A 26,097-nucleotide genomic window follows, 5' to 3' on the forward strand; every position below is an offset into this window, starting at 1 on the left:
CGCCGGGCTGCCGGCGGTCTTGCCGTCCGGGCCGATGAAGACCGGGCTGCCGCCTGGGACCAGGCCCAGTTCGTGCGCCCGGCGCTGGAGCGCGTCGGGCGCGGAGTAGGCGTCCACGTCGCGCTGCAGCGCCTGCTCCTCGTCGGTGAGGGCGGTGGTCTCCTTCCTCAGCTTGCTGAGCTGGAAGGAGCCCTCGTTCAGGGCCGAGTTCAGCAGCAGCAGGCTGATCAGGCCGCCGCCGAGCAGGGCCACGACCAGCAGGACGAACGGCATCCGGGCCGCCTGCCCGCCGGGGCGCGGGCGGGCCGGGCGGCCGCCGAGCGCCCGGCCGAGGCGGGCCGCCTGCCCGCGGGTCAGCGTGGCGACCTTCCCGGCCTTGGTCACAGTCGCGCCTCCCGGATGCGTTCGACGCCGCGGAATCTGGCCGGGGCGGCCCGCCGGTTCTCGGCGATCTCCTCCTCGGTGGGCAGCTCGGCGCCGCGCGTGAGCAGTTTCAGCTTCGGCTGGTACTTCTCCGGCACCACCGGCAGTCCGGGCGGGGCCGTGGAGGTCGCGCCGGCCGCGAAGACCTGCTTGACCAGCCGGTCCTCCAGCGAGTGGTACGAGAGCACGGCGATCCGGCCGCCGACCGCGATCTTGTCCACCGCCGCCGGAATGGCTCGCTCCAGCCCGGAGAGCTCTCCGTTGACCTCGATCCGCAGCGCCTGGAAGGTCCGCTTCGCCGGGTTGCCGCCGGTCCGCTTGGCGGCCTGCGGGAGGGAGTCACGGATCAGTTCGACCAGCCGGGCGCTGTTGGTGAAGGGTTCCTTGTCCCGCTCCCGGACGATCGCGGACACGATCCGCTTGGCCTGCTTCTCCTCGCCGTACTGGCGCAGGATCCGCACCAGCTCACCCGGCGCATAGCTGTTGAGGACCTCGGCGGCGCTGATGCCCGTCGTCTGGTCCATGCGCATGTCCAGCGGCGCGTCCTGCGCGTACGCGAACCCGCGGTCGGCCTCGTCCAGCTGCATGGAGGAGACGCCCAGGTCGAAGAGGATGCCCTGGACCGCGGGGATGCCCAGCCCGTCCAGGACCTCGGCGAGGTCGGCGTAGATCGCGTGGACGAGGGTGGCCCGGTCGCCGAAGGGCGCGAGGCGCTCGCCGGAGAGCCGCAGGGCCTCCTTGTCGCGGTCGAGACCGATCAGGTGGGCCTCGGGGAACCGGGTCAGCAGGGCCTCGCTGTGGCCGCCGAGGCCGAGGGTGCAGTCGACGACGACGGCCCCGGGCCTCTCCAGCGCCGGGGCCAACAGGTCCAGGCACCGCTGGAGCATCACCGGGACATGTCGGGACTCGCTAGTCAAAGCGCCCTCTCAGATAACGGCGCGGCAGGCGTACGTACCACCTGGTTCCCGTATCCGCGACCGGCGCCGGGGAAGGTGGCGCCGGCCGGCCGGGGAGCGGGAGAGGGCCGGGCCGTACGTACGCGCCGCGCACGCGGAGTGTTCATCGGGGGCCGGGCGGCCGGTCAGGGCCGGGCTCCGGCCGGTTCGCGTCACTTTAGTGCAACGGTCGCCGCGGTCAACGAACCGCCTCGCGCGCCGTGCGCGGCTCTCGGACCGAACCGGCAAATGCCGCGAATCACCCGGATGGCTGCCTCACCCCCACCCCTGTGGGTTAGCTCACAACAAGCCTCGTTGACGTTCTTTGTCCGCTCTCACGCGAGGCCACAACCCGCCGTGACCACTAACGTCGTACCCATGACGACTTCCGCATCCCTGCCTGCCGAGTCCGCGTCCGAGGCATCCGTCGGCGGATCCGTCACCGACCGGCTGGTCGAGGCGAATCAGCGTTACGCCGCGCAGTTCTCCGATCCCGGCATGGACGCGCGCCCCGTCCTCCAGGTCGCCGTGGTGGCCTGCATGGACGCCCGCCTCGACCTGCACAAGGCCCTCGGCCTGGAACTCGGCGACTGTCACACGATCCGCAACGCGGGCGGTGTGGTCACCGACGACACGATCCGCTCGCTCACCATCAGCCAGCGGGCCCTGGGCACCCGCACGGTGATACTCATCCACCACACCGGCTGCGGTCTCGAAAACCTGACCGAGGACTTCCGGCACGAGCTGGAGGACGAGGTCGGCCAACGTCCCGCCTGGGCCGTCGAGGCCTTCCGGGACGTCGACCAGGACGTCCGCCAGTCCATGCAGCGGGTTCGCACGAACCCCTTCCTGCCGCACAAGGACGATGTGCGAGGCTTCGTCTTCGATGTGCACACCGGGCTCCTGCGGGAGATCGATCCCAGCTCTTGAGTGACACAAGGCCTTAACGCCGTCAAGAATGCGGGGTGGCACCACCCGGGATCCCCGGGCCGGTGTCCGTGTTTCGGGGTGGGCCGGTTCATGCGCCAAGGGCGTCGGCCCTGGGAAAGGCCGAGGAGAACCAGGTGACGACGTACGACGACCGAGCGAGCCTCGCGGATCTGACCAGCACGGTGGAGCGGGTGCGCCGGTCGGTCGAGAGCGTGATCGAGGGCAAGCCCGAGGTCGTCCGCCTCGCGCTGACCGTGCTGCTCGCCGAGGGGCACCTGCTGATCGAGGACGTGCCCGGCGTCGGCAAGACCATGCTTGCCAAGACGCTCGCCAAGTCCATCGACTGCTCGGTCCAGCGCATCCAGTTCACCCCGGACCTGCTGCCCTCCGACATCACCGGTGTCAGCATCTACGACCAGCAGCGCCGCGAGTTCGAGTTCAAGCCGGGCGCGATCTTCGCGCAGATCGTCATCGGTGACGAGATCAACCGCGCCTCACCGAAGACTCAGTCCGCGCTGCTGGAGTCGATGGAGGAGCGCCAGGTCACCATCGACGGCACGACCTACACGCTGCCCACCCCCTTCATGGTCGTCGCCACCCAGAACCCGGTGGAGATGGAGGGCACGTACCCGCTGCCCGAGGCCCAGCGCGACCGCTTCATGGCCCGCGTCTCCGTCGGCTACCCGAGCCCCGAGGCCGAGCTCCAGATGCTGGACGTGCACGGCGGGGTCTCCCCGCTCGACGACCTCACCTCCGTCGCGCACTCCCACGAGATCGTCAAGCTCATCGAGGCGGTCCGCGAGGTCTACGTGGCCGAGCCCGTCCGGCGCTACGTCGTCGACCTGGTCTCCGCCACCCGCACCCACCCCGACCTGCGGCTCGGCGCCTCGCCCCGCGCCACCCTGCACCTGCTGCGCGCCGTGAAGGCCTCCGCCGCGCTCTCCGGCCGGGACTACGTCCTGCCCGACGATGTCCAAACCCTGGCCGCCCCGGTCCTCGCGCACCGGCTGCTGCCCACCGCGCAGGCCCAGCTGAACCGCCGCACCGCCGAGCAGGTCGTCGGCGACATCCTGCAGCGCACCCCGGTCCCGGCCGCGCACGCCCGCGGCGAGATGCCGCCCGGCGCGGGCATCCGGGGCTTCTGATGAGCGCCGGTGCCCCGCGCGGCGCCGGTGGCCCGGGGGACGGCGGCGGCCTGCGCGCGTCGCTGTCCGGACTGACCACCCGCGGCCGCTCGTTCCTGGCCGCCGGGATAGCCGCCGCGGCCTGCGCGTACGTGCTGGGACAGGGCGAACTGCTGCGCGTCGGCCTGCTGCTCGCCCTCCTGCCCCTGATCTGCGTCTACGCCCTCCACCGCACCCGCTTCCGGGTCTCCGGCAGCCGCCGGCTCAGCCCGGGGCGGGTCCCCGCGGGCAGCGAGGCCCGCGTGCAGCTGCGCATGGACAACGTCTCCCGGCTGCCCACCGGCCTGCTGATGCTCCAGGACCGGGTGCCCTACGTACTGGGCCCGCGCCCGCGCTTCGTGCTGGACCGGGTCGAACCCGGCGGCCGCCGCGAGGTGTCCTACCGGGTCCGCTCCGACCTGCGCGGCCGCTATCCGCTCGGCCCGCTCCAGCTGCGCCTCTCCGACCCCTTCGGGCTGGTCGAGCTGACCCGCTCCTTCAGCACCTACGACACCCTCACCGTCATCCCGCGCACCGAGCCCCTGCCGCCGGTCCGCCTGACCGGCGAGTCCAACGGCTACGGCGACGGCAGCCGCCGCTCCCTGGCCCTGGCCGGCGACGACGACGTCATCCCCCGCGGCTACCGGCGCGGCGACGACCTGCGCCGCGTGCACTGGCGCTCCACCGCCCGCTACGGCGAGCTGATGGTCCGCCGCGAGGAGCAGCCGCAGCGCAGCCGGGCCACCGTCCTGCTGGACACCCGGCGCCTGGCCTTCGACGGCGCCGGCCCCGACTCCGCCTTCGAGTGGGCCGTCTCGGCGGCCGCCTCCAGCCTGGTGCACGTCCTGGAACAGGGCTTCTCCGCACGCCTGCTCACCGACACCGGCAGCTCGGCGCCCGGTGAGGGCGGCGGCGGCTTCTCCTCCGGCGGGCAGGAGTCCGCGGAGGCCGCCGGGCTGATGATGGACACCCTCGCGGTCGTCGGGCACTCCGACGGCGCCGGGCTCTCCCGCGCCTACGACGCGGTGCGCGCCGGTGGCAGCGGCGGCTTCGGCGGAGGCGGCGGTGACGGGCTCCTCATCGCCTTCTTCGGCGACCTGGACGACGTACAGACAGAACTGGCCGCCCGGATGCGCCAGCGCACCTCGGGTGCGGTGGCCTTCGTACTGGACTCCGCGACCTGGGGCGGACAGACCGCTCCGGGGCATGCCGTGCCCCCGCTGGAGGAGCGGCTGCGCAGGCTGCGCGACGCGGGCTGGACGGCACTGGCCGTCCCGCCCGGGGTGGCCTTCGGCGAACTGTGGCGCCAGGCCGGGACCGCGCGCGTCGGTACGGGAACCTCCGGAGGTCGGGTATGAGCGGGCGGGCGAAACTGACGCTGTTCGCGGCACTGGCGACACTGCTCACCTCGTGGTCGCTGAACGCACTGGTGGACTCGCAGGGCTGGCTGCTCCAGGCCGCGCTGCTGCTCGCCGTGCAGAGCGCGGTGGGCGCCGGGGCCCGGCGGGTGCCGCTGGCCCGGACGCTGACCGTGGCCGCGCAGGCGCTGATGTCGCTGCTGCTGCTCGCGTTCCTGTACGCCGGCAAGGGCGAGTCCCACGGGGACGGGCCGCTGGCGTACCTGGTGACGGACTTCGGCGCGCTGTTCGGTCAGGGCGTGCGGGACGTGGGCGAGTTCGCCATCCCGGCTCCGTTGACGGACGGCATCAAGCTGCTGCTGGTGTCCGGTGTGCTGCTGATCGGGCTGCTGGTGGACGCGCTGGCGGTGACCCTGCGCACGGCCGCCGCGGCCGGGCTGCCGCTGCTGGCGCTGTACTCGGTGGCCTCGGGCCTGGCGGGTGGTGGGGGCGCCTCCTGGTTCTCCTTCCTGCTCGCGGGCTGCGGCTACCTGATGTTGCTGCTGTCCGAGGGCCGCGACCGGCTCGCCCAGTGGGGCCGGGTCTTCGGCGCGGCCCCGCGCCGGGGCGCCGCCGACTCCGGCCTCGCCAACGGGGCGGGCGGGCAGGCGACGGCCCCCGTGAAGTTCGGGCGGCGGATCGGCGCGGTGACCCTGGGCCTGGCGCTGGCGGTGCCGGCCGTGCTGCCCTCCCTCGGCGGCGGGCTGCTGGGCGGCACGCAGGACGCCGAGGAGAGCGGCGGCGGCGTGGGCGGGACGATCTCGGCGGTCAACCCGCTGGTCTCCCTGCAGAGCAACCTCAACGCGCAGGACAACCGCGTGATCCTGAAGTACCGGACCAACAGCCCGCAGCAGGCCGAGCAGTACCTGCGGATCCTGGCCCTGGACGAGTTCAACGGCGTCAAGTGGGAGGCCTCCGGGCGGGCCCTGGTGGACGTGCCGGAGAAGCTGCCGGAACCGCCGGGGCTCCGCGCCCCGGTCAGCCGTTCCGCCGTCGAGGTCACCACCAGCATCTCGGCCGCGGACTACTACACCCAGCGCTACCTCCCCATGCCGTACCCGGCGACATCGGTGAACATCGGCGGCAAGTGGCGGTTCGAGCCGGCCGGCCGGACCCTCGTCGGCGACCAGCTGGGCCGGGACAAGTTCCAGAACGTCCAGGGCGCCGAGTACACGGTGCGCAGCCTGCTGCTGAAGCCGACGGCCCAGCAGCTGCAGAACGCCCCGGAACCCGACCCGGCGGTCCGGGAGGAGTACACGAAGCTCCCGGACAACCTGCCGACCGTGGTCGCCGAGACGGCCCGCCAGGTGACGCAGGGGGCGAAGGACGACTACACGCGGGCCGTGAAGCTGCAGGACTACTTCGCTGTGAACGGCGGGTTCCGCTACAACACGAGGACGGCCTCGGGCACGGGTCCGCAGGCGGTCGCCCGGTTCCTCGCCGACAAGGAGGGCTTCTGCGTCCACTTCGCCTTCTCGATGGCGGCGATGTCCCGCTCGCTGGGCATCCCGGCCCGCGTCGCGGTGGGCTTCACGCCCGGCGAGAAGCAGTCGGACGGCAATGTGAACGTGTCGATGCGCGACGCGCACGCCTGGCCCGAGCTGTACTTCGAGGGCGTGGGCTGGACCCGCTTCGAGCCGACGCCCCGCTCCGGCATCAACATCCCGGACTACTCCCGGGCACAGACCCCGGCCACCCAGCCGTCCGCACCGGCGCCGCTGCCCTCGCAGAGCGCGGCGCAGCCCCCGACGGGGCCTTCGGCGACCCCCGAGTGCCCGCCGAACCTGAAGAAGCTCGGCGAGTGCGGCGCGGCCGCGCCCGCGCAGAGCACGGGCGCCGGCGGGGGGCCGTCGGTGACGACGGTCCTCGGCTGGGCGGCGCTCGCGGTGGCGGTACTGGGCCTGCCCCTGCTCCCGATGCTGTGGCGGACCCGGCTGCGGGCCCGGCGCCTGGCGACCGGGGAGGTCCTGACGGCCTGGCGGGAACTGGGCGACACCGCCTGGGACGCGGGAGTGCTCCCGGACGAGGCGCTGTCCCCGCGCCGGGCGGCGAGCCGGATCGTGGATCTGGGCCGCCTGGACCCGGAGCCGGCGGCGGCCGTGCACCGGGTCGCCGGTGCGGTGGAACGGGCCCTGTACGCACCCCCGGGCGCGGAGGTCTCGTACCCGGAGCTGGCGGACGACGTACTGCTGGCCCGCACGGGCCTGCTGGCGTCCGCGGACCGGCTGCCCCGGCTGCGCATCCTGCTGTTGCCCCGCTCGGCGGCCCGGGTCTCCTGGGCCCTCTCGGCCCGCCGGTCCGCGATCGCCTCGGCGGTGTCCACCCGCCTCACGGCCGCCCGCCTCCGCCTCCCGCTGAGGGGCCGCGGCTGAGGCCACTTCGCCTCTTCCAGCCCCGCCCCCGTTTGAGGCGCCTCTTTCAGCCCCGCCGGCGTTTGAGGCGCCTCTTTCAGCCCCGCCGGCGTTCGAGGCGCGGGGTCCGGGGCGGAGCCCCGGCAACGGCGGCGCGGGCCACCGCACGGCACCGCCGAACCCGCGGACGCGAAACGGCGAGGCTCGATCCCCCCGAGCCCCGCCGTTTCACGTACCGCTTCACCGGGTCGCCGATCCCCCGTCCCGGTCACGGTAGGAGGCACCCGGCCCGCTCCGCAGCCCCGTGTCGGCGGTGCGGACCGGGTCTCCTGTCCGTTGCTCCCAGTCTGGCGTCCGCGCAGGTGGGAGCCATCCGCGCACGTACTCATTTCCGCGCCTAGGTACGGATACTCAGCCGTCGCGGCCGGCTCCACCAGTTCTACGGCCCGGCGCGCCCCCGCGGCACCGCCGACTGGGGGGGTGGTGGCGCGCCGTGTTCAGCGGTTGCCGCTGACCCGGCCCCGCAGCAGCAGCGACAGCGCCGAGTGCACGTCGTCCAGGGACCGCTCGCTCTGGAAGGACTGCCAGTCCAGGGCGGCCACCAGCACCATCCCGACCATCGCGGCCGCCGTGAGCGGCACATCGATCTCGGCGCTCAGCTCACCGCGTTCGACGCCCTCGCGCAGCACCTTCTCCACGACGGCCACCGCCTCCTGCCGGACCACCATGAGCGTGGACTGCCACGCGCGGTTGGTGCGCCACAGTTCGGCGACGTACAGCTGGGTGAAGGCGGGGTACCGGTCGATGAAGACGAGCCCCGCCCGGATCATCGCGTCGAGCGCCTCGACCCGGCTGCCGCCGCGGGCCTCCGTTTCCTCGGCGGCCGTCCGCAGCGAGACCGTCAGCAGGCCGACGCCGTGCCGCAGCAGCTCCTCGAAGAGCTCGTTCTTGCTCGCGAAGTTGTAGTAGACGGTGCCCTTCGCGACGCCCGCCCGCTCGGCGATCTCATCGACCGTGGTCGCGGAGAAGCCCTTCTCGGCGATCAGGGTGACGGCCGCTTCGTAGAGCTTCTGCCGGGTGATCGCACGACGGCCCCCGCCGGTACCCGTACCGGTGCTGCTGCTTTCCATGGCGCTGATTGTCACAGGTCAACACGTCCCTACAGGCTCAGTTCCGGGTGCAGTCGGTCCATGGTCCACACCTGCTTGCCGCGGGCGGCGAGCGCGGTGAGGGCCAGGGCGCCGGCGGTGAAGGCCAGCAGGACCACGCCACCCTGCCAGACCGGGGCGAGGTCGCCGCCGGTGATGAGGCGGCGCAGGCTCTCGACGATGTACGACATCGGCAGGTACGGGTGGATCCAGTTGAAGAAGTCCGGGCTGGTCTGGACGGGGTAGGTACCGCCCGCCGAGGTCAGCTGGAGCATCAGGACGGCCAGCACCAGGATGCGGCCGGCGGCGCCGAACTTGGCGTTGAGCCACTGGACGATCGCCGCGAAGCAGGCGGTGACCAGCATCAGGAAGCCGATGGTGAGGGCCGGGTGGGCCATCTTCAGGCCGAGGCCGGACGCCCAGTGCAGTACGGACATCAGCAGGGCCACCTGCGCCGTGCCGAGGCCCGCCACGGGAAGCCAGCCGGCGAGCGCGACCCGCCAGGGCGAGGCACCGGCGGCCAGGGCCCGCCGGTTCAGCGGGGCGATCAGCATGTAGGCGACCATCGCGCCGACCCAGAGGGAGAGCGGGATGAAGTAGGGGGCGAAGCCGGTGCCGTAGTTGGGCGCCTTGTGCAGGGACTGGTTGGCGAGCTGGACCGGGTCGGCCATGGCCAGGGTGCGCTCGTCGCGCTGCTGCTGGTCGTAGTCGGGGATCTGACCGGCGCCGTCGTGCAGGCCGCCGGCGAGTTCCCCGGTACCGTCGACGAGCTTGTACATGCCGCCGTCGAGCCGGTGGGCGCCGTCGCCGAGCTTGCCGACGCCGTCGGTGAGGGCGCCGGAGCCGGTGGTGGCGGTGCCGAGACCGGTGTGCAGCTGGGCCATACCGGCGGAGACCTTGTGGGCTCCGCTGTTGAGGGCGTTGACCTTGGCGACGGCCGCGTCGAGGTCGCCCGCGAGCTGGGGAGCCTTGTCGACGAGCTCGCGGGCCTTCTTCTCCAGGTCGGTGAGCTGGGTGCGGAGCTTGCCGACGTCCCCGTTCGCGTTCTTGACCAGGGTGTTGACGTCCCCACTGAGTTCGGCGGCCTCGGCCGCGCTGTCCCTGACCTTCTTCAGGTCGGGGCAGGAGGCCAGGTGCGGTTCGCCGCCGGGGGTGACGCAGTGCTTGGTGTAGTACGCGTCCGCGCCGGTCGCGGCCTTCTTCGCGGCGGCCGCGGCGGCCGGGGCCTTCTCCGCGAAGGTGCCGAGGTGGTTGTTGACCACCTTCGCGCTGTCGGCGACGAGTTCGGCGGTGTCCGCCAGGTTCTTGGGGTCCTTGACGAAGGGGCGGGCCTTGTCCGCGGCCCCGTTGACCTTGTCGGCCAGCGCCTGGGTACCGTCCGCGACGTCCTTGGAGCCGGTCTCCAGCTTGCCGGCCGCCGTGTTCAGCTTCCGCAGACCGCTGTTGAGTTCGCCGGACTTCTCCTGCGCCGTGTCGAGGCCGTCGGCGAGCTCCTTGGCGCCTTCCTGGGCCTTGCCCGCGCCGTCCTTGAGCTGGTCGGCGCCGTCGGCCGCCTCGGCGGTCTTGTCGTGCAGGTCGGAGAAGTTGACGAAGATCTTGTCGAGGAACTTGCGGGAGGCGTTGGTGGACGCCGCGGAGCGGACCTCGGCGAAGACGGAGCGCGAGATCGAGCCGACGATGTAGTTGTTGGCGTCGTTCGTGCGGACCTGGAGGGCCCCGGTGGTGGGGTCGTCGCCGGAGCTGGAGGCGATCTTCGCGCTGAAGTCGGCGGGCATGGTCAGGGTCAGGTAGTACGTACCGTTCTCCAGGCCCTCGGCCGCTTCCTTCGCGCTCGCGTCGTGCCATTCGAAGGACTTCTTGCCGGCGTGCAGCTTCTTGGCGATCTCGGCGCCGGCGTCGAAGCGCTCGCCGCCGACGGTCGCGCCCTTGTCGGCGTTGACGATGGCGACGGGCACCTTGTGGAGGCGGCTGTACGGGTCCCAGAAGGACCACAGGTACAGGGCTCCGTAGAGCAGTGGCAGCAGGAGCAGCGCGACGAGAGCGGCCCGGGGCAGCTTCCCCCGCCCGAACCGCTTCAGCTCAAGCGCGGCCAGCTTCGGCGAGCGCATCGTCCGCCCCCTTCGTGTCGTCCTTGTCGGTCTTCGTGTCGGTCTTCGTGCCGGTCCCGGATCCCCCGTCGGCCTCCGCGTCGGCCTCCGCGTCGGCGTCGCTCTCCGCGACCGCGGGCGTGTCCGATGCGGCCGGTGCGGCCGGTGTGTCCGGTGCGTCCGGCTCCTTGGGGGTGGTCCGCAGGACGATCGCGTCGGCGGGCGCCTCGCTGCACACCGCGAGAACGGTGATCCCGCGGGCGGCGACCGAGCGGAGCAGGTCCCAGGCCTCGACGCGTTCGGTGTCCGACAGCTTGAGGTCGAGGTCGTCGAGGGCGAGCAGGCCCGGGGAGCCCAGCAGCGCGATGGCGACGGACAGCCGTACGGCCTCCAGGCGCTCCAGGTCCCGTACGGAGGTCCGCTCGCCCTTGGGCAGCGCGGCGAGGTCCAGTCCGGCGGCCTCCAGGGCGGCGGCGATCCGCGCCTCGGCGGCGGCTCGGCGCTCGGCCCGGGGCCGGAACATGGCGCGGACCGGAGCGCCGTAGTGGCGCTGGAGCAGGGCGCCCTCGCGCAGCTGTTCCGCGACGGTGAGGGCCTGGTCGAGCTCGTTGACCCCGGAGACCGGGCCGAGCGCGGTGATCCGGCGGACCGCCGTCATCCGCTTCGGCAGGTGGTGGCCGCCGACCTCGGCGTGGCCCCAGGTGGGCTTCATCCGCCCGGTGAGGGCAAGGAGCAGGCAGGTCCGACCACTGCCGGAGGGGCCTTCGACCGCGATGAGCGAGCCTGGCGCCGCGTCGATGCCGACTCCCCGGAAGGCCCAGCCGCGCGGGCCCTTGAGTCCGAAGTCCTCGGCCTTGACGGCCGCGCCGTGCGGGCTGTCCACGCCGTCCCCCTTCTTTTTGAACTGACCGGTCAGTTCAAAAACTAGCATCCTTCTTCGCACCAGGTGCGCAGGAGGGGGTAGTTGCCCGGTTAGTGACCGTAAAAGCCCAGGTCAGCGCAATTGTCAGTGGCGCCCGTCACGATGGTGGTAACGCATCGACAGATCGACAGGAGGTTCGTCATGGCCACACCGTCCCCGTCCCCTGTCCACCCCGTCCTACGGAAGTCGACGGCCCCACCGGCCGCCCTCGACCTGCTCGCCAAGGCCCACAGCGGGCTGGCCGAGGCCGCCCGGCTGACCCGCCCCAACGAGCGCTACGCCACCGCCCACCTCGCCGCACTGCGCACCGCCGCGGCCGTGCTCGCCGCGCGCGCCCGGCCCGAACCGGTGAACCCGCGGCGGCGGCCCCGGATCCGCAGCGCGTGGGAGGTGCTGCCGGAAATAGCCCCGGAGCTGGCCGAGTGGAGCGCGCTCTTCGCCTCCGGCGCCGCCCGTCGGGCCAGGGCGGAGGCGGGGATAACGGACGCGGCGAGCTCCCGGGACGCGGACGATCTGGTGCGGGCGGCCTCGATGTTCCTTCGCCTGGTGGAACGGATGCTCACCGTCCGGACGCCGCCCCGGCCACTGGGACAGACCCTGCCGCAACCACGCCCGGAGCATCCGGACGCGGGATGAGCTGCCCGGCGGCGGAAGGCAATAGGGTGGGCCAGGACCGCTCACCCTTTACCGCGCCGAGGAGCCATCAGCCGTGTCGGACACTTCCCGCCCCCGTGCCTCCCTCCGCACCGCCGTGGTGTGGGAGGTCCTCAAGGAGGCACTCGACCGCCGGGTGAAGGCGACCGGGCGGGATGTGCTGGACGTGCTCGACACCGGTGGCGGCACCGGTAAGTTCGCCGTGCCGGTGGCCCGCCTGGGCCACCGGGTCACCGTGGTCGACCCCAGCCCGAACGCGCTGTTCGGGCTGGAGCGCCGGGTGGCCGAGGCCGGTGTCGCCGACCTCGTGCGCGGTGTCCAGGGCGACGCCCAGGGCCTGTTGGACGTCGTCGAGCGGGACGCCTACGACGTGGTGCTCTGCCACGGCGTGCTGGAGTACGTGGACGACCCCGCCGAGGGCGTGGCCAACACGGCGGCCGCGCTGCGCGCCGACGGCACGCTCAGCCTGCTGGCCGCCGGCCTCGGCGGGGCCGTGCTGGCCCGCGCGCTGGCCGGGCACTTCACGGAGGCCCGTACCGCCCTGACCGATCCGGCCGGCCGCTGGGGCTCCGGCGACCCGGTACCGCGCCGCTTCACCGCCGAGCAGCTCTCCGAGCTGGTCGGCGGCGCCGGCCTCGCGGTCGGCGCGGTGCACGGCGTGCGGATCTTCGCCGACCTCGTGCCCGGGGTCCTGGTGGACACCGAGCCCGGCGCCGTGGAGGCGCTGCTGCGTCTGGAGGAGGCCGCCGCCGAGCTGCCCGCCTTCCACGCGGTCGCCACCCAGCTGCACGTCCTGGGCGAGAAGCGGGCCTGAACTGCGACCTTCGGCGGGCGGAGTCGGCCACACACCCTCCGATCCGCCGGTCGGCCCCGTATGATCAGGTGCAAGACCGGCATGGTGGACGGACCATTGGGGAATAAGGGCCTCAATGACCGCCCCCACGGCGGTACGGTTTTCACGCAGCGCTTTCATCGGCTGCGTCATTTCTGGGTCGTGTCCTTTTGGAACGCGGCGCAGAGGGCGGGTGTCACGGGGGCGATTCCCCGCCTATCCTGAAGGGGACCCCTGGTCGCCACCCCCGCGACCGACGGATGAGGAGGACTCCCGTGCCGCTCTCGGAGCACGAGCAGCGAATGCTCGAGCAGATGGAGCGAGCGCTGTACGCCGAAGATCCCAAGTTCGCGACAGCGCTTGAGGGAAGCGGACTGCGTACGTACACCCGGCGACGGGTCTACCAGGCAGTCGCAGGCATTGTGGTGGGTATCGCGCTCCTCATGACCGGTGTGATCATTCCGAACGTGCTCTGGATCAGCGTGGTGGGTTTCCTCGTCATGCTGGGATGTACGGTCCTGGTGGTCACCGGTTGGCGCAAGGCACCCAAGCCTGGCGAGCAGCCCGTCTCCGGAAGTACCGGCGGTCCGGCCCGTGGCCGGAGCCGGCAGCGTCGGTCGATGATGACCCGTATCGAGGAACGGTGGCAGCGCCGCCGTGACGAGCAGGGGCACTAGCCCCCGACAACGTGGGTGAGGGGATGGCCGCCGTGCGGCCGTCCCCTCACTTTTCTGCGTTCCCGTACGGCATGATGATCCGATGAGTGTGCTCCCCCTGGTCTTCACCAGCGGCTGGGCCAGTGGGATCAACGCTTACGCCGTGGTCCTCCTGCTCGGCATCTTCGGCCGCACCGGCCTGACCGACGACGTCCCCGCCTCGCTGCAACGCACGGACGTGCTGATCGTCGCGTTGGTGCTGTTCCTGTGCGAGGCGATCGCCGACAAGGTCCCGTACATGGACTCGATATGGGACACCGTCCACACGGTGATCCGCCCCGTGTCCGGTGCGGTGATCGGTGCGCTGCTGGCCGGGCAGACCGGTTCGCTCCCCGAGATCACCGCCGCCGCGGTCGGCGGCTCCACGGCGCTGGCCAGCCATTTCGTCAAGGCCGGCACCCGGATGGCGATCAACACCTCGCCCGAGCCCTTCACCAATGTGGGGATGAGCATCGCCGAGGACCTCGGCGTGGCCGGGCTCGTGACCTTCGCGATGTTCAATCCCGAGGCCGCCGCGATCATCGCGGCCGTGCTGCTGGCCGCCGGACTGGCCATAGTGATCTTCCTCTGGAGTCGGATCCGCCGCTTCCTGCGCCGCCGCGCCCAGCGCCGCGAGGAGAAGCGGCTGGCTGCCGAGGTCCGCGAGACCACCGGAGCCCCACCCCGCTGACCACAGGGCCACCACCTGGGTCGATAGGCTCGGCCGCATGGCACGAATTGCGGTGATCGGCGCCGGCATGGGCGCGATGGCGACGGCGGCCCGGCTGGCCGTGGCGGGGCACCAGGTGACGGTGTACGAACGCGGGACGACCTACGGCGGAGCCGTGGGCCGGTACGAGCGCGAGGGCTTCGCCTTCGACACCGGGCCCGGGCTGCTGCACCTGCCGGCCGTCTACCGCGATCTCTTCGTGAAGACCGGCAAGCGGCCGCTGGAGACCTGCGTCGACATGGTCCAGGTGAACCCGGCCGTCCGGCACGTCCTCCCCCACCACGGCATCGACGTCACCCTCCCCGGCGCCTCCCGCGGCGGTGTCGCCGCCGCCCTGGAATCCGCCTTCGGCCCGGGCGCGGGCGAGCGCTGGAACGCCGTCCTGGGTCGCGCCCGCGACGCCTGGGACGCCACCCGGCGCCCGCTGCTGGAGGAGCCGCTGCGGCCCGGTGCCCGCCGGAGCCTGGGCGACGACCCGTACCCGGCCCTGCGCCGGAGCGGCCTGCTGCGCCGCCGCCCGCCGACCCTCGCCGAGGTGGCCGACCGGGAGCTGGGCGGCGCCCTCGCGGAGCTGCTGACCGGCGTGGTGCGCGGGTACGGGATCGACCCCGCCACCGCGCCCGCCTCGGCGGCCGTGCTCCCGTACATGGAGCAGACCTTCGGCAGCTGGAACGTGCGCGGCGGGATGCGGGCCCTGGCCACCGCCGTGTACGAGCGCTGCCTGGAGCGCAAGGTCGCCTTCGTCTTCGGGGCGGAGGTTCGGGAGGTCCTGGTCGCGGACGGCCGGGCGGCCGGTGTGCGGCTGGCCGACGGCGGTGAGGCGGCCGCCGACACCGTGGTGTGCGGGATCGACCCCCGGCAGCTGCCGGCCGGTTCGCTGCCGTGGCCGTCGGATGCGCTTCCCGCCCGTGGGGACGACGTACCGGGGCGGATCACGCTGCTGCTCGCGCTGCGCGGCGCACGCCCCGCCACGGCCGTGCACCGGACGGTCGTCCACGCTCCCGGGACCCAGGTCACCGTCATGCGCCCGGACGATCCGGCCACCCGGCCCGACGAGGAGCACGAGGCGGTCACCGTGAGCGCCGTACCCGGCCCCGGCACCTCGGAGCCCACCGAGCTGCTGAACCTCGCGGAGAAGGCCGTACAGGGCCTGCGGGAGCGGCTGTTGTGGCACGAGGTGCGTACCCCGGCCGACATCGAGGCGGCGACCGGTGCGCCGGGCGGCGCGGTGCCCCCGCCCGCCCTCGCGGGGGCCGGGGGCCGACTGCTGCGGCCGGCCAACACCACGGCCCTGCCCGGGCTGTACCTGGCGGGCGGCTGGGCCCACCCCGGCGGCGGGCTGGCGCACGCCGGGATGACCGGGGCCCTGGTGGCCGGACTGATCGTGGAGGGCGCGGAGTTCCGCGGCTCCCAGTGACCGGCGGCGGGGTTCGTCAGTAGCGGTACTGCTCGTACCCGCCCTGCTGGGGGTACGGGTACTGCTGCGGCTGCTCGCCCTGGTCCTCCATCGGGTAGGACTGGCCGGCCCCGTCGGTGGACCGCTGCTGCGGGACCCAGACCCCGCCGGGCGGGGTGTCCGTGGAGTACTGCTGCTGCCCGTAGTCGGCGTACGGGGTGTAGTCGTACGGCTGGGGCGGTACGACGCCGCCGCCGGTGCCGATGTACGGGTCCGAGTAGGCGGCGTAGACCTGCTGCTGGTCGCCCGTCGGGTAGCCGCCCGAGTAGTCGTAGCCGCCCTGGTTCTGCTGGTCGTAGTACGCCGCGTACTGGTGGGCGTCCTGCTCGGCCGTGGTGAAGGGCGAGGCGAAGGCCGCGGTCCGGTCGACCGCGGGGGGCGCGAAACTCTGTATCCCGTAGGACCCGGTGTCCTCGGGAACCGGCTCCGTGCTGTAGACCGCCGGGGGCGCGTCCCGGAACGACCGCTCCTCGGCGGCCCCGTCCCGGTCCTCGGATCCGGACCCGTCGGTGTCCTCGTACTGCAGCGCGGTGACCTTGAGGGCCGGCTCCGACGTGGTGCCGGAGGCCCGGCGGCGGCGCGTCTGCTTCCGTACGGGCTCACCGCCGCGGCGCACCGCCCAGCCGGCGACGAAGCCCTTGCGGAAGGACAGCGTCACCAGGGTCTGGCCCACGGCGAACGCCAACGCGCCGGCGCCGATGACCGGCACCGACGGCAGTATCACGCCGGCGACCACGCCGAGGAAGCCGGCGAAGGCGAGCAGGCGCCAGCGGAGCCGGGCCTTGTACTGCATCAGGACCTCGGCAAGCAGCCACAGCGCGACGAAACCGAACGCGATGTAGAGGACCGTCATTCCCATGCATGGCCCCTCTCGGTACGGCCGCCGGCGCGGGAACGGGGACGGCCGCTCAGGCCCGCTGGTGCAGGCCCAGGTTCTCGTAGATTTCGAGAGTCGCCGTGGAATTGTTGAGCGTGATGAAGTGCAGCCCCGGGACACCCTCGGACAGCAGCCGCGCGCAGAACTCCGTGGCGAACTCGATGCCAATGGAGCGTACAGCGGCCGGGTCGTCCTTGACGGCGAGCATGCGCTCTTTCACGTCCGCGGGGAAGACCGCGGTGCTCAGTTGGGGCAGTCGGTCGAGCTGCTTGATGCCCACAACAGGCATGACCTCGGGGATGATCGGGGTGTCGCAGCCCGCCTTCTCGACGCTGTCGCGCAGCCGCAGATAATTCTCGGGATCGAAGAACATCTGGGTGATCGCGTAGTCGGCGCCGGCACGGCACTTGTCCACGAAGTGCCGGATGTCCGTATCCCAGTCCGTCGATCGGGGGTGCATCTCGGGGAAGGCCGCGACACCGACGCAGAAGTCCCCGGACTCCTTGAGCAGCCTCACCAGGTCGGCGGCGTAGTGCACGCCCTCGGGGTGGGACACCCACTCGGCCATCGGGTCGCCCGGCGGGTCACCGCGCAGGGCGAGCATGTTGCGGATCCCGGCGTCGGCGAACTGGCCGATGACGTGGCGCAGCTCGGCGATGGAGTGGTCCACGGCGGTCAGGTGCGCGACGGGCGTGAGGGTGGTGTCCGCGGCGATCTCCTGGGTGGCCTTGACGGTGCCACCGCGGGTGGAGCCGCCGGCTCCGTAGGTCACGGACACGAAACTGGGAGATACCGCCTCGACCCGGCGCAGGGCGTTCCAAAGGTTGCGTTCGCCCTTCTCCGTCTTCGGGGCCCAGAACTCGAAGGAGTACGAGCGCCCGGACGCGAGGAGGTCGCGGACCGTGTGTGCACGATCCGACCAGGTGGAAGCGGTACCAGAGGCCATGTGGGCAGGTTAGACGCGGCCCGGCGGACACCGAAGCCTTGTCCGCCTTTTGGACACGTTTTTGGACACGTGTGGGCCCGGCTCTGGCCGGAAGGCGTCCGTACGGGGTACCGCGACCGCCCGTCGTCCGGGCGGACGGGGCTCAGCCGAGGCGGGCCCGGACCCGCTTGGCGAGCTCCGCGGCGGCCGCGCCGGGGTCGGTGGCCTCGGTGAGGGCGCGGACGACCACGATGCGGGTGGCGCCTGCGTCCAGCACCTCGTCCAGGTTCGAGCCGTCGATGCCGCCGATGGCGAACCAGGGGCGGTCCTGCTCCAGGGAGGCCGCGTACCGGACGAGGTCCAGGCCCGGGGCGTGGCGGCCGGGCTTGGTGGGGGTGGGCCAGCAGGGGCCGGTGCAGAAGTAGTCCACGCCGGCTTCGGCGACGGCCGCGTCGACCTCGTCCTCGGCGTGGCAGGACCGGCCGATCAGCACCCCTTCGCCGAGGATGGCGCGGGCCGCGGGGACGGGGATGTCGCCCTGGCCGAGGTGCAGGACGTCGGAGCCGATGGCGTGGGCGACGTCGGCGCGGTCGTTCACGGCGAGGAGCTTGCCGTGGCGGCGGGCGGCCTCGGCGAAGACCTGGAGGTGTTCGAGCTCCTCCCCCGCCTCCATGCCCTTGTCGCGGAGCTGGACGATGTCCACGCCCGAGGAGAGCACGGCGTCGAGGAAGTCGGGGAGGTCACCCTGGCGCTTGCGGGCGTCCGTGCAGAGGTAGAGCCGGGCGTCGGACAGCTGCATGGGTGTACCCCCCGTGGTGGATGCGGTGTACGGACCGGGGCCGCGGCCGTGGGCCCGTACACCGCTGTGGAGCGAAGGCGATCAGGTCAGAGGGCGAGCGCCTGAGCGCGGCGCTTCACCTCCGTGCCGCGATTCTCGCTCAGCGCCTGCACGGGGGTGCCGGGCAGGGTCGGATCCTCGGTGAAGAGCCATTCCAGGATCTCCTCCTCGGTGAAGCGGTCGTCGCGCAGCACGGTCAGCAGACCGACGAGGCCCTTGACGACCTTGTCGCCGTCGATGAAGGGAGCCGGCACCTGCAGGGAGCGGTTCTCGCCCCGGCGGACGGCGATGAGCTGCCCTTCCTTGACCATCTGGCGGACCCGGGTCACCTCGATGTTCAGCATCTCCGCGATGTCGGGGAGGTACAGCCATGAGGGGACAAGGGCATCGATCTTTGCGTCAATCTCGGTCACAGACACAAGCCTGCCATCTCGGCTCCGCCGCCGGTACCTGAGCAGCCCCGTCCGGGTCGCGGTCCATGCCGAGGCTCCGCCCCGGACCCCGCGCCGCGAACGCCGGCGGGGCCGAGATTTCCCTACGGGCGTCCGCCCCCACCAGGTGGACGGCAGCAGCCACGATCCAGCCTCGCCGGCGTTCGAGGCGCGGGTCCGGGCGGAGCCCGGCGGCCGTCAGGCCGTGGCCGACTTCAGCGGGACCGAGGGGTCGCCGACCTTGGCGGGGTCCACGGGGACGCCCGTCTCGATGAGCTTGCGACCCTGCGCCAGGTCGCGCGGGCGGCCCACCGCCAGGACCGCGACCAGTGCGCCGTCGCGCAGCCAGCACGCCGACCAGGTGGGGCCGGCCGGATCCCCGCGCAGGATCAGGGTGTCGGCCCCGCCGTGGTGGCCGGCGTACTGGACGAAGCGGCCGAACTGCTCCGACCAGAAGTACGGCACCGGGTCGTAGACCTGGGCCGGCTCCCCGGCCAGGATGTTCGCCGCGACCGCCCTGGGCCCCTGCAGGGCGTTGTCCCAGTGGTGCACGAGCAGTCGCGTCCCGTACCGCCCGGAGGGGAAGGAGGCGCAGTCGCCGACCGCGTACACCCCGGGCAGCGAGGTCCTCAGGTACGCGTCCGCGGTGATCGATCCGTCGGGGCCGCGTTCCACGCCGGTCCCGTCCAGCCATCCGGTGGCGGGGCGCGCGCCGATGCCCACCACCACCGCGCCGGCGGGCAGGGCTCGCCCGTCCGCCAGCAGGACCCGCCCCTCCTCGATCCCGGCGACCTTCGCCCCGGTGATCAGCTCCGCGCCCGCCTCCTGGTACCAGCGCGCCATCGGCTCGGTGACCTCGGCGGGCAGCGCCCCCGCCAGGACCCGGTCCGCCGCCTCGACCACGGTGACCTCGCAGCCCGCCTCCCGGGCGGCGGTGGCGAACTCGGCGCCGATCCAGCCCGCCCCGACGACCACGGCCCGGGGGGAGGCGGCCAGCACCGGGCGCAGCCGGGCGGCGTCGTCCAGCGTGCGCAGCAGGTGCACGCCCGGGACGCCCTCGGTGCCGGGGATGGTCAGCGGCTGCGCGCCGGTCGCCAGGACGAGGGTCCCGTAGGGGACGGGTCCCGTCTCGGTGTCCAGCTCGTGGACGGCGGCGCGCAGTCCGGTGACCTCGACGCCGAGCCTGAGGTCGATGTCGAGGCCTTCGAAGTCCACGTCGAAGGCGGAGTCCTCGGCCTTGCCGAGGAGTACCGCCTTGGACAGCGGGGGGCGGTCGTAGGGCTGGTGGGGTTCGGCTCCCAGCAGGGTCACGGGGCCGGTGAAGCCCTGTTCGCGCAGGGCCACGGCGGTCTGCACCCCGGCCATTCCGGCGCCGACGATCACGACGCCTCGCTGATTCTGTTCCGTCTGCTCGCTCACGCCGCCACCCTAATCATCTGACGCTCCGTCAGGAATAGGTGCCGCCTTACCCGCCCTCCACGGCCGGGTTAGTCTGGCCACCGTACCTATCGCGGGAGTCCGGCGCACCGGGCTGAGAGGGAGGCTGGCCGGCCTCCGACCGTACGAACCTGATCCGGGTCATGCCGGCGAAGGGAGGGGCTGGACGCCCATGCACTCATCTCGGAAGGGTTCCGCCACGGGATCCGACGTCCTCGTCATCGGGGGCGGAATCATCGGCCTGGTCACCGCTTGGCGGGCCGCCGCGCGCGGGCTGCGCACCGTACTCGCCGACCCCGCACCCGGCGGCGGCGCCGCCCAGGTCGCGGCCGGCATGCTCGCCCCCGTCACCGAACTGCACTACGGCGAGGAGGCCCTGCTCGGCCTCGGCCTCGCCTCCGCCGCACGCTATCCGCAGTTCGCCGCCGAACTCGCCGAGGCGAGCGGCGGCCTGGACATCGGCTACCGCACCTGCGGCACCCTCGCCGTCGCCCTCGACGCCGACGACCGCCTCCACCTGCGCGAACTGCACGCCCTGCAGCGCCGCTGCGGCCTGGAGTCCGAGTGGCTCACCGGCCGCGAGTGCCGCCGCCTGGAGCCCATGCTCGCCCCGGGCGTACGCGGCGGGCTGCGCGTCGACGGCGACCACCAGGTCGACCCCCGCCGACTCGCGGCCGCCCTGCTGGCCGCCTGCGAACGCGCCGGCGTGACCATCCACCGGACGGCCGCGCAGCGGCTGCTCACCACCACCGACCGGGCGACCGGAGCCCTCCTCGACGACGGTACGGAGCTGCTCGCAGACCAGGTGGTCCTCGCCGCGGGCTCGTTCACCGGCCGGCTGGCGGGCGTGCCGCCGCAGGTCGTGGCCCCCGTACGGCCGGTCAAGGGCCAGGTCCTGCGGCTCACGGTGCCGGCCGCCTACGCGCCGTTCCTGTCGCGGACCGTCCGGGCCGTCGTCCGCGGCAGCCACGTCTACCTGGTGCCGCGCGAGAACGGCGAACTCGTCGTCGGCGCCACCAGCGAGGAACTCGGCTGGGACACCACCGTCACCGCGGGCGGGGTCTACGAACTCCTGCGCGACGCCCACGAACTGGTCCCCGGCATCACCGAACTCCCGCTCACCGAGACCCGGGCGGGACTGCGCCCCGGATCCCCCGACAACGCCCCGCTGCTCGGCCCGACCGACCTGCCGGGCCTGCACCTGGCCACCGGGCACTACCGCAACGGGGTGCTACTGACCCCCCTCACCGGCGAGGTCCTCGCCGAGCTGCTGGCCACCGGCGAACTGCCGGAGATCGCGCGCCCCTTCACCCCCCGCCGGTTCTCCGCCGAACGTCAGGAGTCGTACGCATGACCATCTCCGTGAACGGCGAACCGCGCGAGGTCGCGGCCGGCGCCACCCTCGACACGGTGGTCGCCACCCTGACCTCCGCCCCCTCCGGCGTCGCCGCCGCACTCAACGAGACCGTGGTCCCGCGCGGGCAGTGGCCCGCCACCGTCGTGGGCGAAGGCGACCGGGTCGAGATCCTCACCGCGGTACAGGGGGGCTGACCGACATGGCGGACGACCTCTTCACCCTCGGCGGCCGGACCTTCACCTCCCGCCTGATCATGGGCACGGGCGGGGCCCCGAGCCTGGACATCCTGGAACGCGCCCTCGTCGCCTCCGGAACCGAACTCACCACGGTCGCGATGCGGCGGCTGGACCCCACGGTCCAGGGCTCCGTCCTGTCCGTGTTGACCAAGCTCGGCATCTCCGTCCTCCCCAACACGGCGGGCTGCTTCACGGCGGGCGAGGCCGTCCTCACGGCCCGGCTGGCCCGGGAGGCGCTCGGCACGGACTGGATCAAGCTGGAGGTGGTCGCGGACGAACGGACCCTCCTGCCGGACGGCGTCGAGCTGCTGGACGCCGCCGAGATCCTGGTCGACGAGGGCTTCACGGTGCTCCCGTACACCAACGACGACCCGGTGCTCGCACGGAAGCTGGAGGACGTGGGCTGCGCGGCGATCATGCCGCTCGGGTCCCCCATCGGATCCGGCATGGGCATCCGCAACCCGCACAACTTCGAGCTGATCACGGAACGCGCGTCGGTCCCGGTCATCCTGGACGCGGGCGCGGGCACGGCGTCCGACGCGGCCCTGGCGATGGAACTGGGCTGCGCGGCGGTGATGCTGGCCTCGGCGGTGACCCGCGCACAGGAACCGGTCCTCATGGCGTCGGCCATGCGGGACGCCGTCTCGGCGGGCCGCCTCGCCTTCCGCGCGGGCCGCATCCCCCAACGCCGCTTCGCGGAAGCGTCCTCCCCCACGGACGGCCGCGCAAGCCTGGACCCGGAACGCCCGGCGTTCTGAGGAGGCGTACGAATGCCCGCGTGTGCGGGACCGTACACGTCACAGGTGCGCTGCAAGGCGACCCGCCCAGGACGGGTGCCGGGTGGCGGCTCGTAGAATCGCCGGGTGGATACGACCCTGGATGACCCCCTCGTCGGGCGCGTGCTCGACGGCCGCTACCGCATCGACGCCCGCATCGCGGCCGGCGGCATGGCCACGGTCTACCGGGCCGTCGACACCCGCCTCGACCGGGTGCTCGCCCTGAAGGTGATGCACCCGGCGCTCGCCGCCGACGCCGCCTTCGTCGACCGGTTCATCCGCGAGGCGAAGTCCGTGGCCCGGCTCGCGCACCCGAACGTGGTCGCCGTCTTCGACCAGGGCACGGACGGCCCGTACGTGTACCTGGCCATGGAGTACGTCTCCGGCTGCACCCTGCGCGACGTGCTCCGCGAGCGCGGCGCGCTCCGGCCCCGGGCCGCCCTCGACATCCTCGAACCGGTGCTCGCCGCCCTCGGCGCCGCCCACCGGGCCGGCTTCGTCCACCGCGACATGAAGCCCGAGAACGTCCTGATCGGGGACGACGGCCGGGTGAAGGTGGCCGACTTCGGGCTGGTCCGGTCGGTCGACTCGGTGACCAACACCACGGGCTCCGTCCTCGGTACGGTCTCCTACCTGGCCCCCGAGCAGATCGAGAACGGCGTCACCGACACCCGCGTGGACGTCTACGCCTGCGGTGTCGTCCTCTACGAGATGCTCACCGGCTCCAAGCCCCACCTCGGCGGAACCGCCGCGCAGGTGCTCTACCAGCACCTGCACGAGGACGTCCCGCCCCCGTCGGCCGTGGTCCCGGGGCTCGCCGTCGGGCTCGACGAGCTGGTCGCGCAGGCCGCCGCCCGCAATCCCGATCTGCGTCCCTACGACGCGGCCGCCCTGCTCGGCCTCACCCGTGAGGCCCGCGCGCAGCTCAGCGACGCCGAGCTGGACGCCGTACCGCCGCAGGCGCACGCCGAGGAACGTTCGTCCGCCGAGGACCGTACGGGTGTGATCCCGCGCCCGGTGGTCGCGCAGCAGCCCGTGCAGCACACCTCCCGCCTGGAGATGCCGTCCGCCCCGCCCGCTCCGCCCACGCACCGCCCCGCCGGGGGCACCGCGCGGCGGCCCTCGCGTGGGGTGCTGCTCGTCGTCGCGGGCGTGCTGCTCGCGCTCGGGCTCGGGGTCGGCGTCTGGTACATCAATTCCGGGCAGTTCACGAAGGTCCCCAACCTGCTCGGCAAGACCGAGGCGCAGGCCCGCTCCCAGCTGTCCGCGGCCGGGCTCGGGGTGAAGGGGGTGGACCGGAAGTTCAGCGACGCCTTCGACCGCGGGACGGTGATGAACACCGATCCCCCGGGCGGCCGGCGGATCCGCGGCAACGGCGCGGTGACCATCACCCTCTCCCGCGGCCCCGAGGTCGTGGCCGTGCCCAACCTGATGGGCCGGCCGCTGGAGGAGGCGAAGGCCGAGCTGACGCGGTCCGGGCTGGCGCCCGGCATGGTGACGCAGGCCTTCAGCCAGGACATCGCCCAGGGTTCGGTGATCAGCACGAATCCGACGGGCGGCGAGAAGCGGGCGCCCGACACGGCGGTCTCGCTCGTCGTCAGCAAGGGCCGCCCGGTGCCGGTCCCGAGCGTGACCGGGGTGCCCGTCGACCAGGCGAAGGCGGCTCTGGAGGCCCTGGGCCTCAAGGTCGCGACGGCTCCCGAGCAGGTGAACGCCCCCTTCGTGGCCGGTACGGTCGCCAACCAGTCGATCGGCGCCGGCACGCAGGCCGCGGCCGGGGACACGGTCACGCTGACCGTGTCCAAGGGTCCTCGGCAGGTCCCGGTCCCGAACGTGACCGGTCAGGACATGGACGCGGCCCGCAAGGCGCTGGAGGCGGCCGGCTTCAAGGTGAAGGTGGACCGGCCGTTGATCTCGTTCAGCAAGACGATCGACACCCAGTCGGTGCCGGCCGGACAGAACGCCCCCGAGGGCAGCACGATCACGATCACGACCAAGGGGCTGTAAGCCGTAGTGATGCGCAATCCAGTGGGCGGGCACGTCCCCGTTGCCGGGGGGCTCGCCTCGGTCGGCCTGACCTACGCCCGGGAGATGGGGGCGGAGGCCGTCCAGGTCTTCGTCGCCAATCCGCGCGGCTGGGCCACGCCGGTCGGCAATCCGGCGCAGGACGAACGGTTCCGGGCGGAGTGCGCTGCCGGGTCGATCCCGGCGTACGTGCATGCCCCGTACCTGATCAACTTCGGCTCGCACACCGAGGCGACCGTGGAGAAGTCGGTGGAGTCGCTGCGCCACTCGCTGCGCCGCGGCCGGGAGATCGGCGCGCTCGGGGTGGTCGTGCACACCGGGTCGGCGACCGGGGGACGCCCGCGCGAGGTGGCGTACGCGCAGGTCAGGGAGCACATGCTGCCGCTGCTGGACGAGCTGACGCACGACGACGACCCGTTCCTGCTGCTGGAGTCCACGGCCGGGCAGGGCTTCTCGCTGTGCTCGCTCGCCGAGGACTTCGGCCCGTATTTCGAGGCGCTCGACCACCACCCGAAGCTGGGGATCTGCCTGGACACCTGCCACATCTTCGCGGCCGGCCACGATCTGGCGGAGCCGGGCGGGTCGAAGGTGATGCTGGACCTGCTCGTGGACACGGTGGGTGAGGGCCGGCTGAAGCTGGTCCACGCGAACGACTCCAAGGAGGGCGTCGGCGCCCACAAGGACCGGCACGCCAACATCGGCCAGGGGCACATCGGCCGGGACGCCTTCGCGGAGCTGATCTCGCACCCCGCGATGGACGGCGTACCACTGATCATCGAGACGCCCGGCGGCAAGGAAGGGCATGCGGCGGACGTGGCGCTGCTGAAGGAGCTGCGCGGCCCGCAGTGATCCATCGATCCCTTGAGGAATACCCCAGGGGGGTATACGGTTCCGGCATATCGACGGGACCGCTACCCGACGTTCCCACGAGGGGGTTGTCATGGAGCACATGCACGAGGGTCACGAAGGACACGAGAGCCACAAGGTCCACGAGAACCACCACGCGCACGGCGCCGGCGGCTCGGTCAGTTGGGGCACGGCCGCCCGGGCCACCCTGCACTGCCTCACCGGATGCGCCATCGGCGAGGTGCTCGGCATGATCATCGGTACCGCGCTCGGCTGGGGGAACGTGCAGACGATGATCCTGGCGATCGTCCTCGCGTTCTTCTTCGGCTACGCCCTCACCCTGCGCGGGATCCTCGCCGCCGGCGTCGACCTCCGTACGGCCATCCGGGTGGCGCTGGCCGCGGACACTCTTTCGATCGCCGTCATGGAGCTGATCGACAACGGGGTGATCGCCCTGTGGCCCGGCGCGATGGACGCGCACCTCTCGGAGCCGCTGTTCTGGATCGTCCTGGCGATCGCGCTGGCGGCCGCGTTCGTGATCACGACTCCGGTCAACAAGTGGATGATCGGCCGCGGCATGGGTCACGCGGTCGTGCATCGGTACCACCACTGAGCGAGCGCCGCCG

24 protein-coding genes, 1 pseudogene and 1 riboswitch are annotated in these 26,097 nt (G+C 72.7%); of the genes and pseudogenes, 15 read left to right on the plus strand and 10 right to left on the minus strand.

From position 1 onward, the window contains the following. Window positions 1-273, minus strand: a pseudogene (locus AB8A24_RS29630) (hypothetical protein); the annotation flags it as partial. Between the two features lie 107 nt (window positions 274-380). Further along, window positions 381-1,310 carry a 16S rRNA (cytosine(1402)-N(4))-methyltransferase RsmH gene (gene rsmH, locus AB8A24_RS29635; protein ID WP_266392790.1) on the minus strand — a complete coding sequence of 310 codons (930 nt, stop codon included), beginning with the start codon at window positions 1,308-1,310 and terminating at the stop codon, window positions 381-383. Window positions 1,311-1,673: 363 nt separating this feature from the next. Here rsmH and AB8A24_RS29640 point away from each other — a divergent pair, with 363 nt between their 5' ends. The 4 genes from AB8A24_RS29640 to AB8A24_RS29655 all read left to right on the plus strand — a co-directional run bounded on the left by AB8A24_RS29640 (window position 1,674) and on the right by AB8A24_RS29655 (window position 7,220). Further along, the gene (locus tag AB8A24_RS29640; RefSeq protein WP_078851458.1) at window positions 1,674-2,288 is read left to right on the plus strand and encodes a carbonic anhydrase; all 615 of its coding nucleotides are present in this window, start codon (window positions 1,674-1,676) and stop codon (window positions 2,286-2,288) included. 134 nt (window positions 2,289-2,422) lie between these two features. Continuing rightward, window positions 2,423-3,433, plus strand: coding sequence for an AAA family ATPase (locus AB8A24_RS29645; RefSeq protein WP_369478058.1), 1,011 nt, complete (start codon window positions 2,423-2,425; stop codon window positions 3,431-3,433). After that, complete coding sequence (locus AB8A24_RS29650; protein WP_328963683.1) at window positions 3,433-4,809, plus strand: DUF58 domain-containing protein; 1,377 nt, start codon at window positions 3,433-3,435, stop codon at window positions 4,807-4,809. Before AB8A24_RS29645 ends, AB8A24_RS29650 begins: the two co-directional genes overlap by 1 nt. Next, window positions 4,806-7,220, plus strand: coding sequence for a transglutaminaseTgpA domain-containing protein (locus AB8A24_RS29655; RefSeq protein ID WP_369478059.1), 2,415 nt, complete (start codon window positions 4,806-4,808; stop codon window positions 7,218-7,220). Before AB8A24_RS29650 ends, AB8A24_RS29655 begins: the two co-directional genes overlap by 4 nt. Before the next feature lie 476 nt (window positions 7,221-7,696). Here AB8A24_RS29655 and AB8A24_RS29660 read toward each other — a convergent pair whose 3' ends face one another. The 3 genes from AB8A24_RS29660 to AB8A24_RS29670 are packed head-to-tail and all read right to left on the minus strand — an operon-like array spanning window position 7,697 to window position 11,317. Then, entirely contained in the window at window positions 7,697-8,329 is a 633-nt protein-coding gene (locus AB8A24_RS29660; protein ID WP_033221781.1) for a TetR/AcrR family transcriptional regulator, read from the minus strand. A 29-nt stretch (window positions 8,330-8,358) separates the two neighbouring features. Continuing rightward, window positions 8,359-10,455 carry a YhgE/Pip family protein gene (locus AB8A24_RS29665; protein ID WP_369478060.1) on the minus strand — a complete coding sequence of 699 codons (2,097 nt, stop codon included), beginning with the start codon at window positions 10,453-10,455 and terminating at the stop codon, window positions 8,359-8,361. Then, window positions 10,427-11,317 (minus strand): ATP-binding cassette domain-containing protein, encoded by an 891-nt coding sequence (locus AB8A24_RS29670; RefSeq protein ID WP_328963680.1) that lies wholly within the window; start codon window positions 11,315-11,317, stop codon window positions 10,427-10,429. Before AB8A24_RS29670 ends, AB8A24_RS29665 begins: the two co-directional genes overlap by 29 nt. 180 nt (window positions 11,318-11,497) lie before the next feature. Here AB8A24_RS29670 and AB8A24_RS29675 point away from each other — a divergent pair, with 180 nt between their 5' ends. The 5 genes from AB8A24_RS29675 (at window position 11,498) to AB8A24_RS29695 (ending at window position 15,684) form a co-directional block, all read left to right on the plus strand. Next, window positions 11,498-11,992: an SAV_6107 family HEPN domain-containing protein gene (locus AB8A24_RS29675; RefSeq protein WP_328963679.1), complete on the plus strand. Its 495-nt coding sequence runs from the start codon at window positions 11,498-11,500 to the stop codon at window positions 11,990-11,992. A gap of 73 nt (window positions 11,993-12,065) precedes the next feature. Next, complete coding sequence (locus tag AB8A24_RS29680) at window positions 12,066-12,824, plus strand: methyltransferase (protein ID WP_328963678.1); 759 nt, start codon at window positions 12,066-12,068, stop codon at window positions 12,822-12,824. A 293-nt stretch (window positions 12,825-13,117) separates the two neighbouring features. After that, window positions 13,118-13,519: a DUF3040 domain-containing protein gene (locus AB8A24_RS29685; protein WP_033221787.1), complete on the plus strand. Its 402-nt coding sequence runs from the start codon at window positions 13,118-13,120 to the stop codon at window positions 13,517-13,519. A gap of 82 nt (window positions 13,520-13,601) precedes the next feature. Then, entirely contained in the window at window positions 13,602-14,228 is a 627-nt protein-coding gene (locus AB8A24_RS29690) for a DUF4126 domain-containing protein (protein WP_369478061.1), read from the plus strand. Between the two features lie 37 nt (window positions 14,229-14,265). Further along, window positions 14,266-15,684, plus strand: coding sequence for a phytoene desaturase family protein (locus tag AB8A24_RS29695; RefSeq protein WP_369478062.1), 1,419 nt, complete (start codon window positions 14,266-14,268; stop codon window positions 15,682-15,684). A 16-nt stretch (window positions 15,685-15,700) separates the two neighbouring features. Here the strand turns inward: AB8A24_RS29695 and AB8A24_RS29700 are convergent, their stop codons facing one another. From AB8A24_RS29700 to AB8A24_RS29720, 5 genes are all read right to left on the minus strand, one after another. Further along, the gene (locus AB8A24_RS29700; protein WP_328963675.1) at window positions 15,701-16,582 is read right to left on the minus strand and encodes a hypothetical protein; all 882 of its coding nucleotides are present in this window, start codon (window positions 16,580-16,582) and stop codon (window positions 15,701-15,703) included. Window positions 16,583-16,631: 49 nt separating this feature from the next. After that, on the minus strand, window positions 16,632-17,546 hold the full coding sequence (metF, locus tag AB8A24_RS29705) for a methylenetetrahydrofolate reductase [NAD(P)H] (protein WP_033221795.1): 915 nt from the start codon (window positions 17,544-17,546) through the stop codon (window positions 16,632-16,634). Window positions 17,547-17,688: 142 nt separating this feature from the next. Next, on the minus strand, window positions 17,689-18,324 hold the full coding sequence (gene thiE / locus AB8A24_RS29710) for a thiamine phosphate synthase (RefSeq protein WP_328963674.1): 636 nt from the start codon (window positions 18,322-18,324) through the stop codon (window positions 17,689-17,691). Between the two features lie 86 nt (window positions 18,325-18,410). Continuing rightward, the gene (locus AB8A24_RS29715) at window positions 18,411-18,776 is read right to left on the minus strand and encodes an Rv2175c family DNA-binding protein (RefSeq protein ID WP_030724382.1); all 366 of its coding nucleotides are present in this window, start codon (window positions 18,774-18,776) and stop codon (window positions 18,411-18,413) included. A gap of 216 nt (window positions 18,777-18,992) precedes the next feature. Continuing rightward, on the minus strand, window positions 18,993-20,213 hold the full coding sequence (locus AB8A24_RS29720; protein WP_328963673.1) for an FAD-dependent oxidoreductase: 1,221 nt from the start codon (window positions 20,211-20,213) through the stop codon (window positions 18,993-18,995). An 81-nt stretch (window positions 20,214-20,294) separates the two neighbouring features. Next, window positions 20,295-20,406, plus strand: a riboswitch (TPP riboswitch). Between AB8A24_RS29720 and thiO the strand changes: the two genes are divergently transcribed. The 6 genes from thiO to AB8A24_RS29750 all read left to right on the plus strand — a co-directional run bounded on the left by thiO (window position 20,404) and on the right by AB8A24_RS29750 (window position 26,084). Next, a complete protein-coding gene (thiO, locus tag AB8A24_RS29725) occupies window positions 20,404-21,585 on the plus strand; it encodes a glycine oxidase ThiO (RefSeq protein WP_369478063.1) in 1,182 nt (393 codons plus the stop codon). It overlaps the preceding riboswitch by 3 nt. Beyond that, a complete protein-coding gene (thiS, locus tag AB8A24_RS29730) occupies window positions 21,582-21,782 on the plus strand; it encodes a sulfur carrier protein ThiS (RefSeq protein WP_266390679.1) in 201 nt (66 codons plus the stop codon). The genes thiO and thiS overlap by 4 nt, the downstream gene beginning before the upstream one ends. Window positions 21,783-21,787: 5 nt before the next feature. Next, window positions 21,788-22,582 carry a thiazole synthase gene (locus AB8A24_RS29735; protein WP_369478064.1) on the plus strand — a complete coding sequence of 265 codons (795 nt, stop codon included), beginning with the start codon at window positions 21,788-21,790 and terminating at the stop codon, window positions 22,580-22,582. Between the two features lie 105 nt (window positions 22,583-22,687). After that, a complete protein-coding gene (gene pknB / locus AB8A24_RS29740; protein ID WP_369478065.1) occupies window positions 22,688-24,607 on the plus strand; it encodes a Stk1 family PASTA domain-containing Ser/Thr kinase in 1,920 nt (639 codons plus the stop codon). 9 nt (window positions 24,608-24,616) lie between these two features. Next, a complete protein-coding gene (locus tag AB8A24_RS29745; RefSeq protein ID WP_266390685.1) occupies window positions 24,617-25,474 on the plus strand; it encodes a deoxyribonuclease IV in 858 nt (285 codons plus the stop codon). Window positions 25,475-25,565: 91 nt separating this feature from the next. Beyond that, window positions 25,566-26,084, plus strand: a complete 519-nt coding sequence (locus tag AB8A24_RS29750) for a DUF4396 domain-containing protein (RefSeq protein WP_328963670.1) — start codon at window positions 25,566-25,568, stop codon at window positions 26,082-26,084. Window positions 26,085-26,097: the final 13 nt, after the last annotated feature.

The organism is Streptomyces sp. BF23-19 (assembly GCF_041106355.1).
GTDB classification, from domain to species: Bacteria; Actinomycetota; Actinomycetes; order Streptomycetales; family Streptomycetaceae; genus Streptomyces; species Streptomyces virginiae_A.

What these genes read in the sequence shown, in the direction of transcription:
- AB8A24_RS29665 (WP_369478060.1), bottom strand. Translation starts at nt 10,455, where the DNA reads ATGCGCTCGCCGAAGCTGGCCGCGCTTGAGCTGAAGCGGTTCGGGCGG.
- AB8A24_RS29700 (WP_328963675.1), bottom strand. Translation starts at nt 16,582, where the DNA reads ATGGGAATGACGGTCCTCTACATCGCGTTCGGTTTCGTCGCGCTGTGG.
- AB8A24_RS29735 (WP_369478064.1), top strand. Translation starts at nt 21,788, where the DNA reads ATGGCGGACGACCTCTTCACCCTCGGCGGCCGGACCTTCACCTCCCGC.
- thiS (WP_266390679.1), top strand. Translation starts at nt 21,582, where the DNA reads ATGACCATCTCCGTGAACGGCGAACCGCGCGAGGTCGCGGCCGGCGCC.
- AB8A24_RS29750 (WP_328963670.1), top strand. Translation starts at nt 25,566, where the DNA reads ATGGAGCACATGCACGAGGGTCACGAAGGACACGAGAGCCACAAGGTC.
- AB8A24_RS29675 (WP_328963679.1), top strand. Translation starts at nt 11,498, where the DNA reads ATGGCCACACCGTCCCCGTCCCCTGTCCACCCCGTCCTACGGAAGTCG.
- metF (WP_033221795.1), bottom strand. Translation starts at nt 17,546, where the DNA reads ATGGCCTCTGGTACCGCTTCCACCTGGTCGGATCGTGCACACACGGTC.
- AB8A24_RS29690 (WP_369478061.1), top strand. Translation starts at nt 13,602, where the DNA reads ATGAGTGTGCTCCCCCTGGTCTTCACCAGCGGCTGGGCCAGTGGGATC.
- AB8A24_RS29745 (WP_266390685.1), top strand. Translation starts at nt 24,617, where the DNA reads ATGCGCAATCCAGTGGGCGGGCACGTCCCCGTTGCCGGGGGGCTCGCC.
- AB8A24_RS29655 (WP_369478059.1), top strand. Translation starts at nt 4,806, where the DNA reads ATGAGCGGGCGGGCGAAACTGACGCTGTTCGCGGCACTGGCGACACTG.
- thiO (WP_369478063.1), top strand. Translation starts at nt 20,404, where the DNA reads ATGCACTCATCTCGGAAGGGTTCCGCCACGGGATCCGACGTCCTCGTC.
- rsmH (WP_266392790.1), bottom strand. Translation starts at nt 1,310, where the DNA reads ATGCTCCAGCGGTGCCTGGACCTGTTGGCCCCGGCGCTGGAGAGGCCC.
- AB8A24_RS29650 (WP_328963683.1), top strand. Translation starts at nt 3,433, where the DNA reads ATGAGCGCCGGTGCCCCGCGCGGCGCCGGTGGCCCGGGGGACGGCGGC.
- AB8A24_RS29695 (WP_369478062.1), top strand. Translation starts at nt 14,266, where the DNA reads ATGGCACGAATTGCGGTGATCGGCGCCGGCATGGGCGCGATGGCGACG.
- AB8A24_RS29660 (WP_033221781.1), bottom strand. Translation starts at nt 8,329, where the DNA reads ATGGAAAGCAGCAGCACCGGTACGGGTACCGGCGGGGGCCGTCGTGCG.
- thiE (WP_328963674.1), bottom strand. Translation starts at nt 18,324, where the DNA reads ATGCAGCTGTCCGACGCCCGGCTCTACCTCTGCACGGACGCCCGCAAG.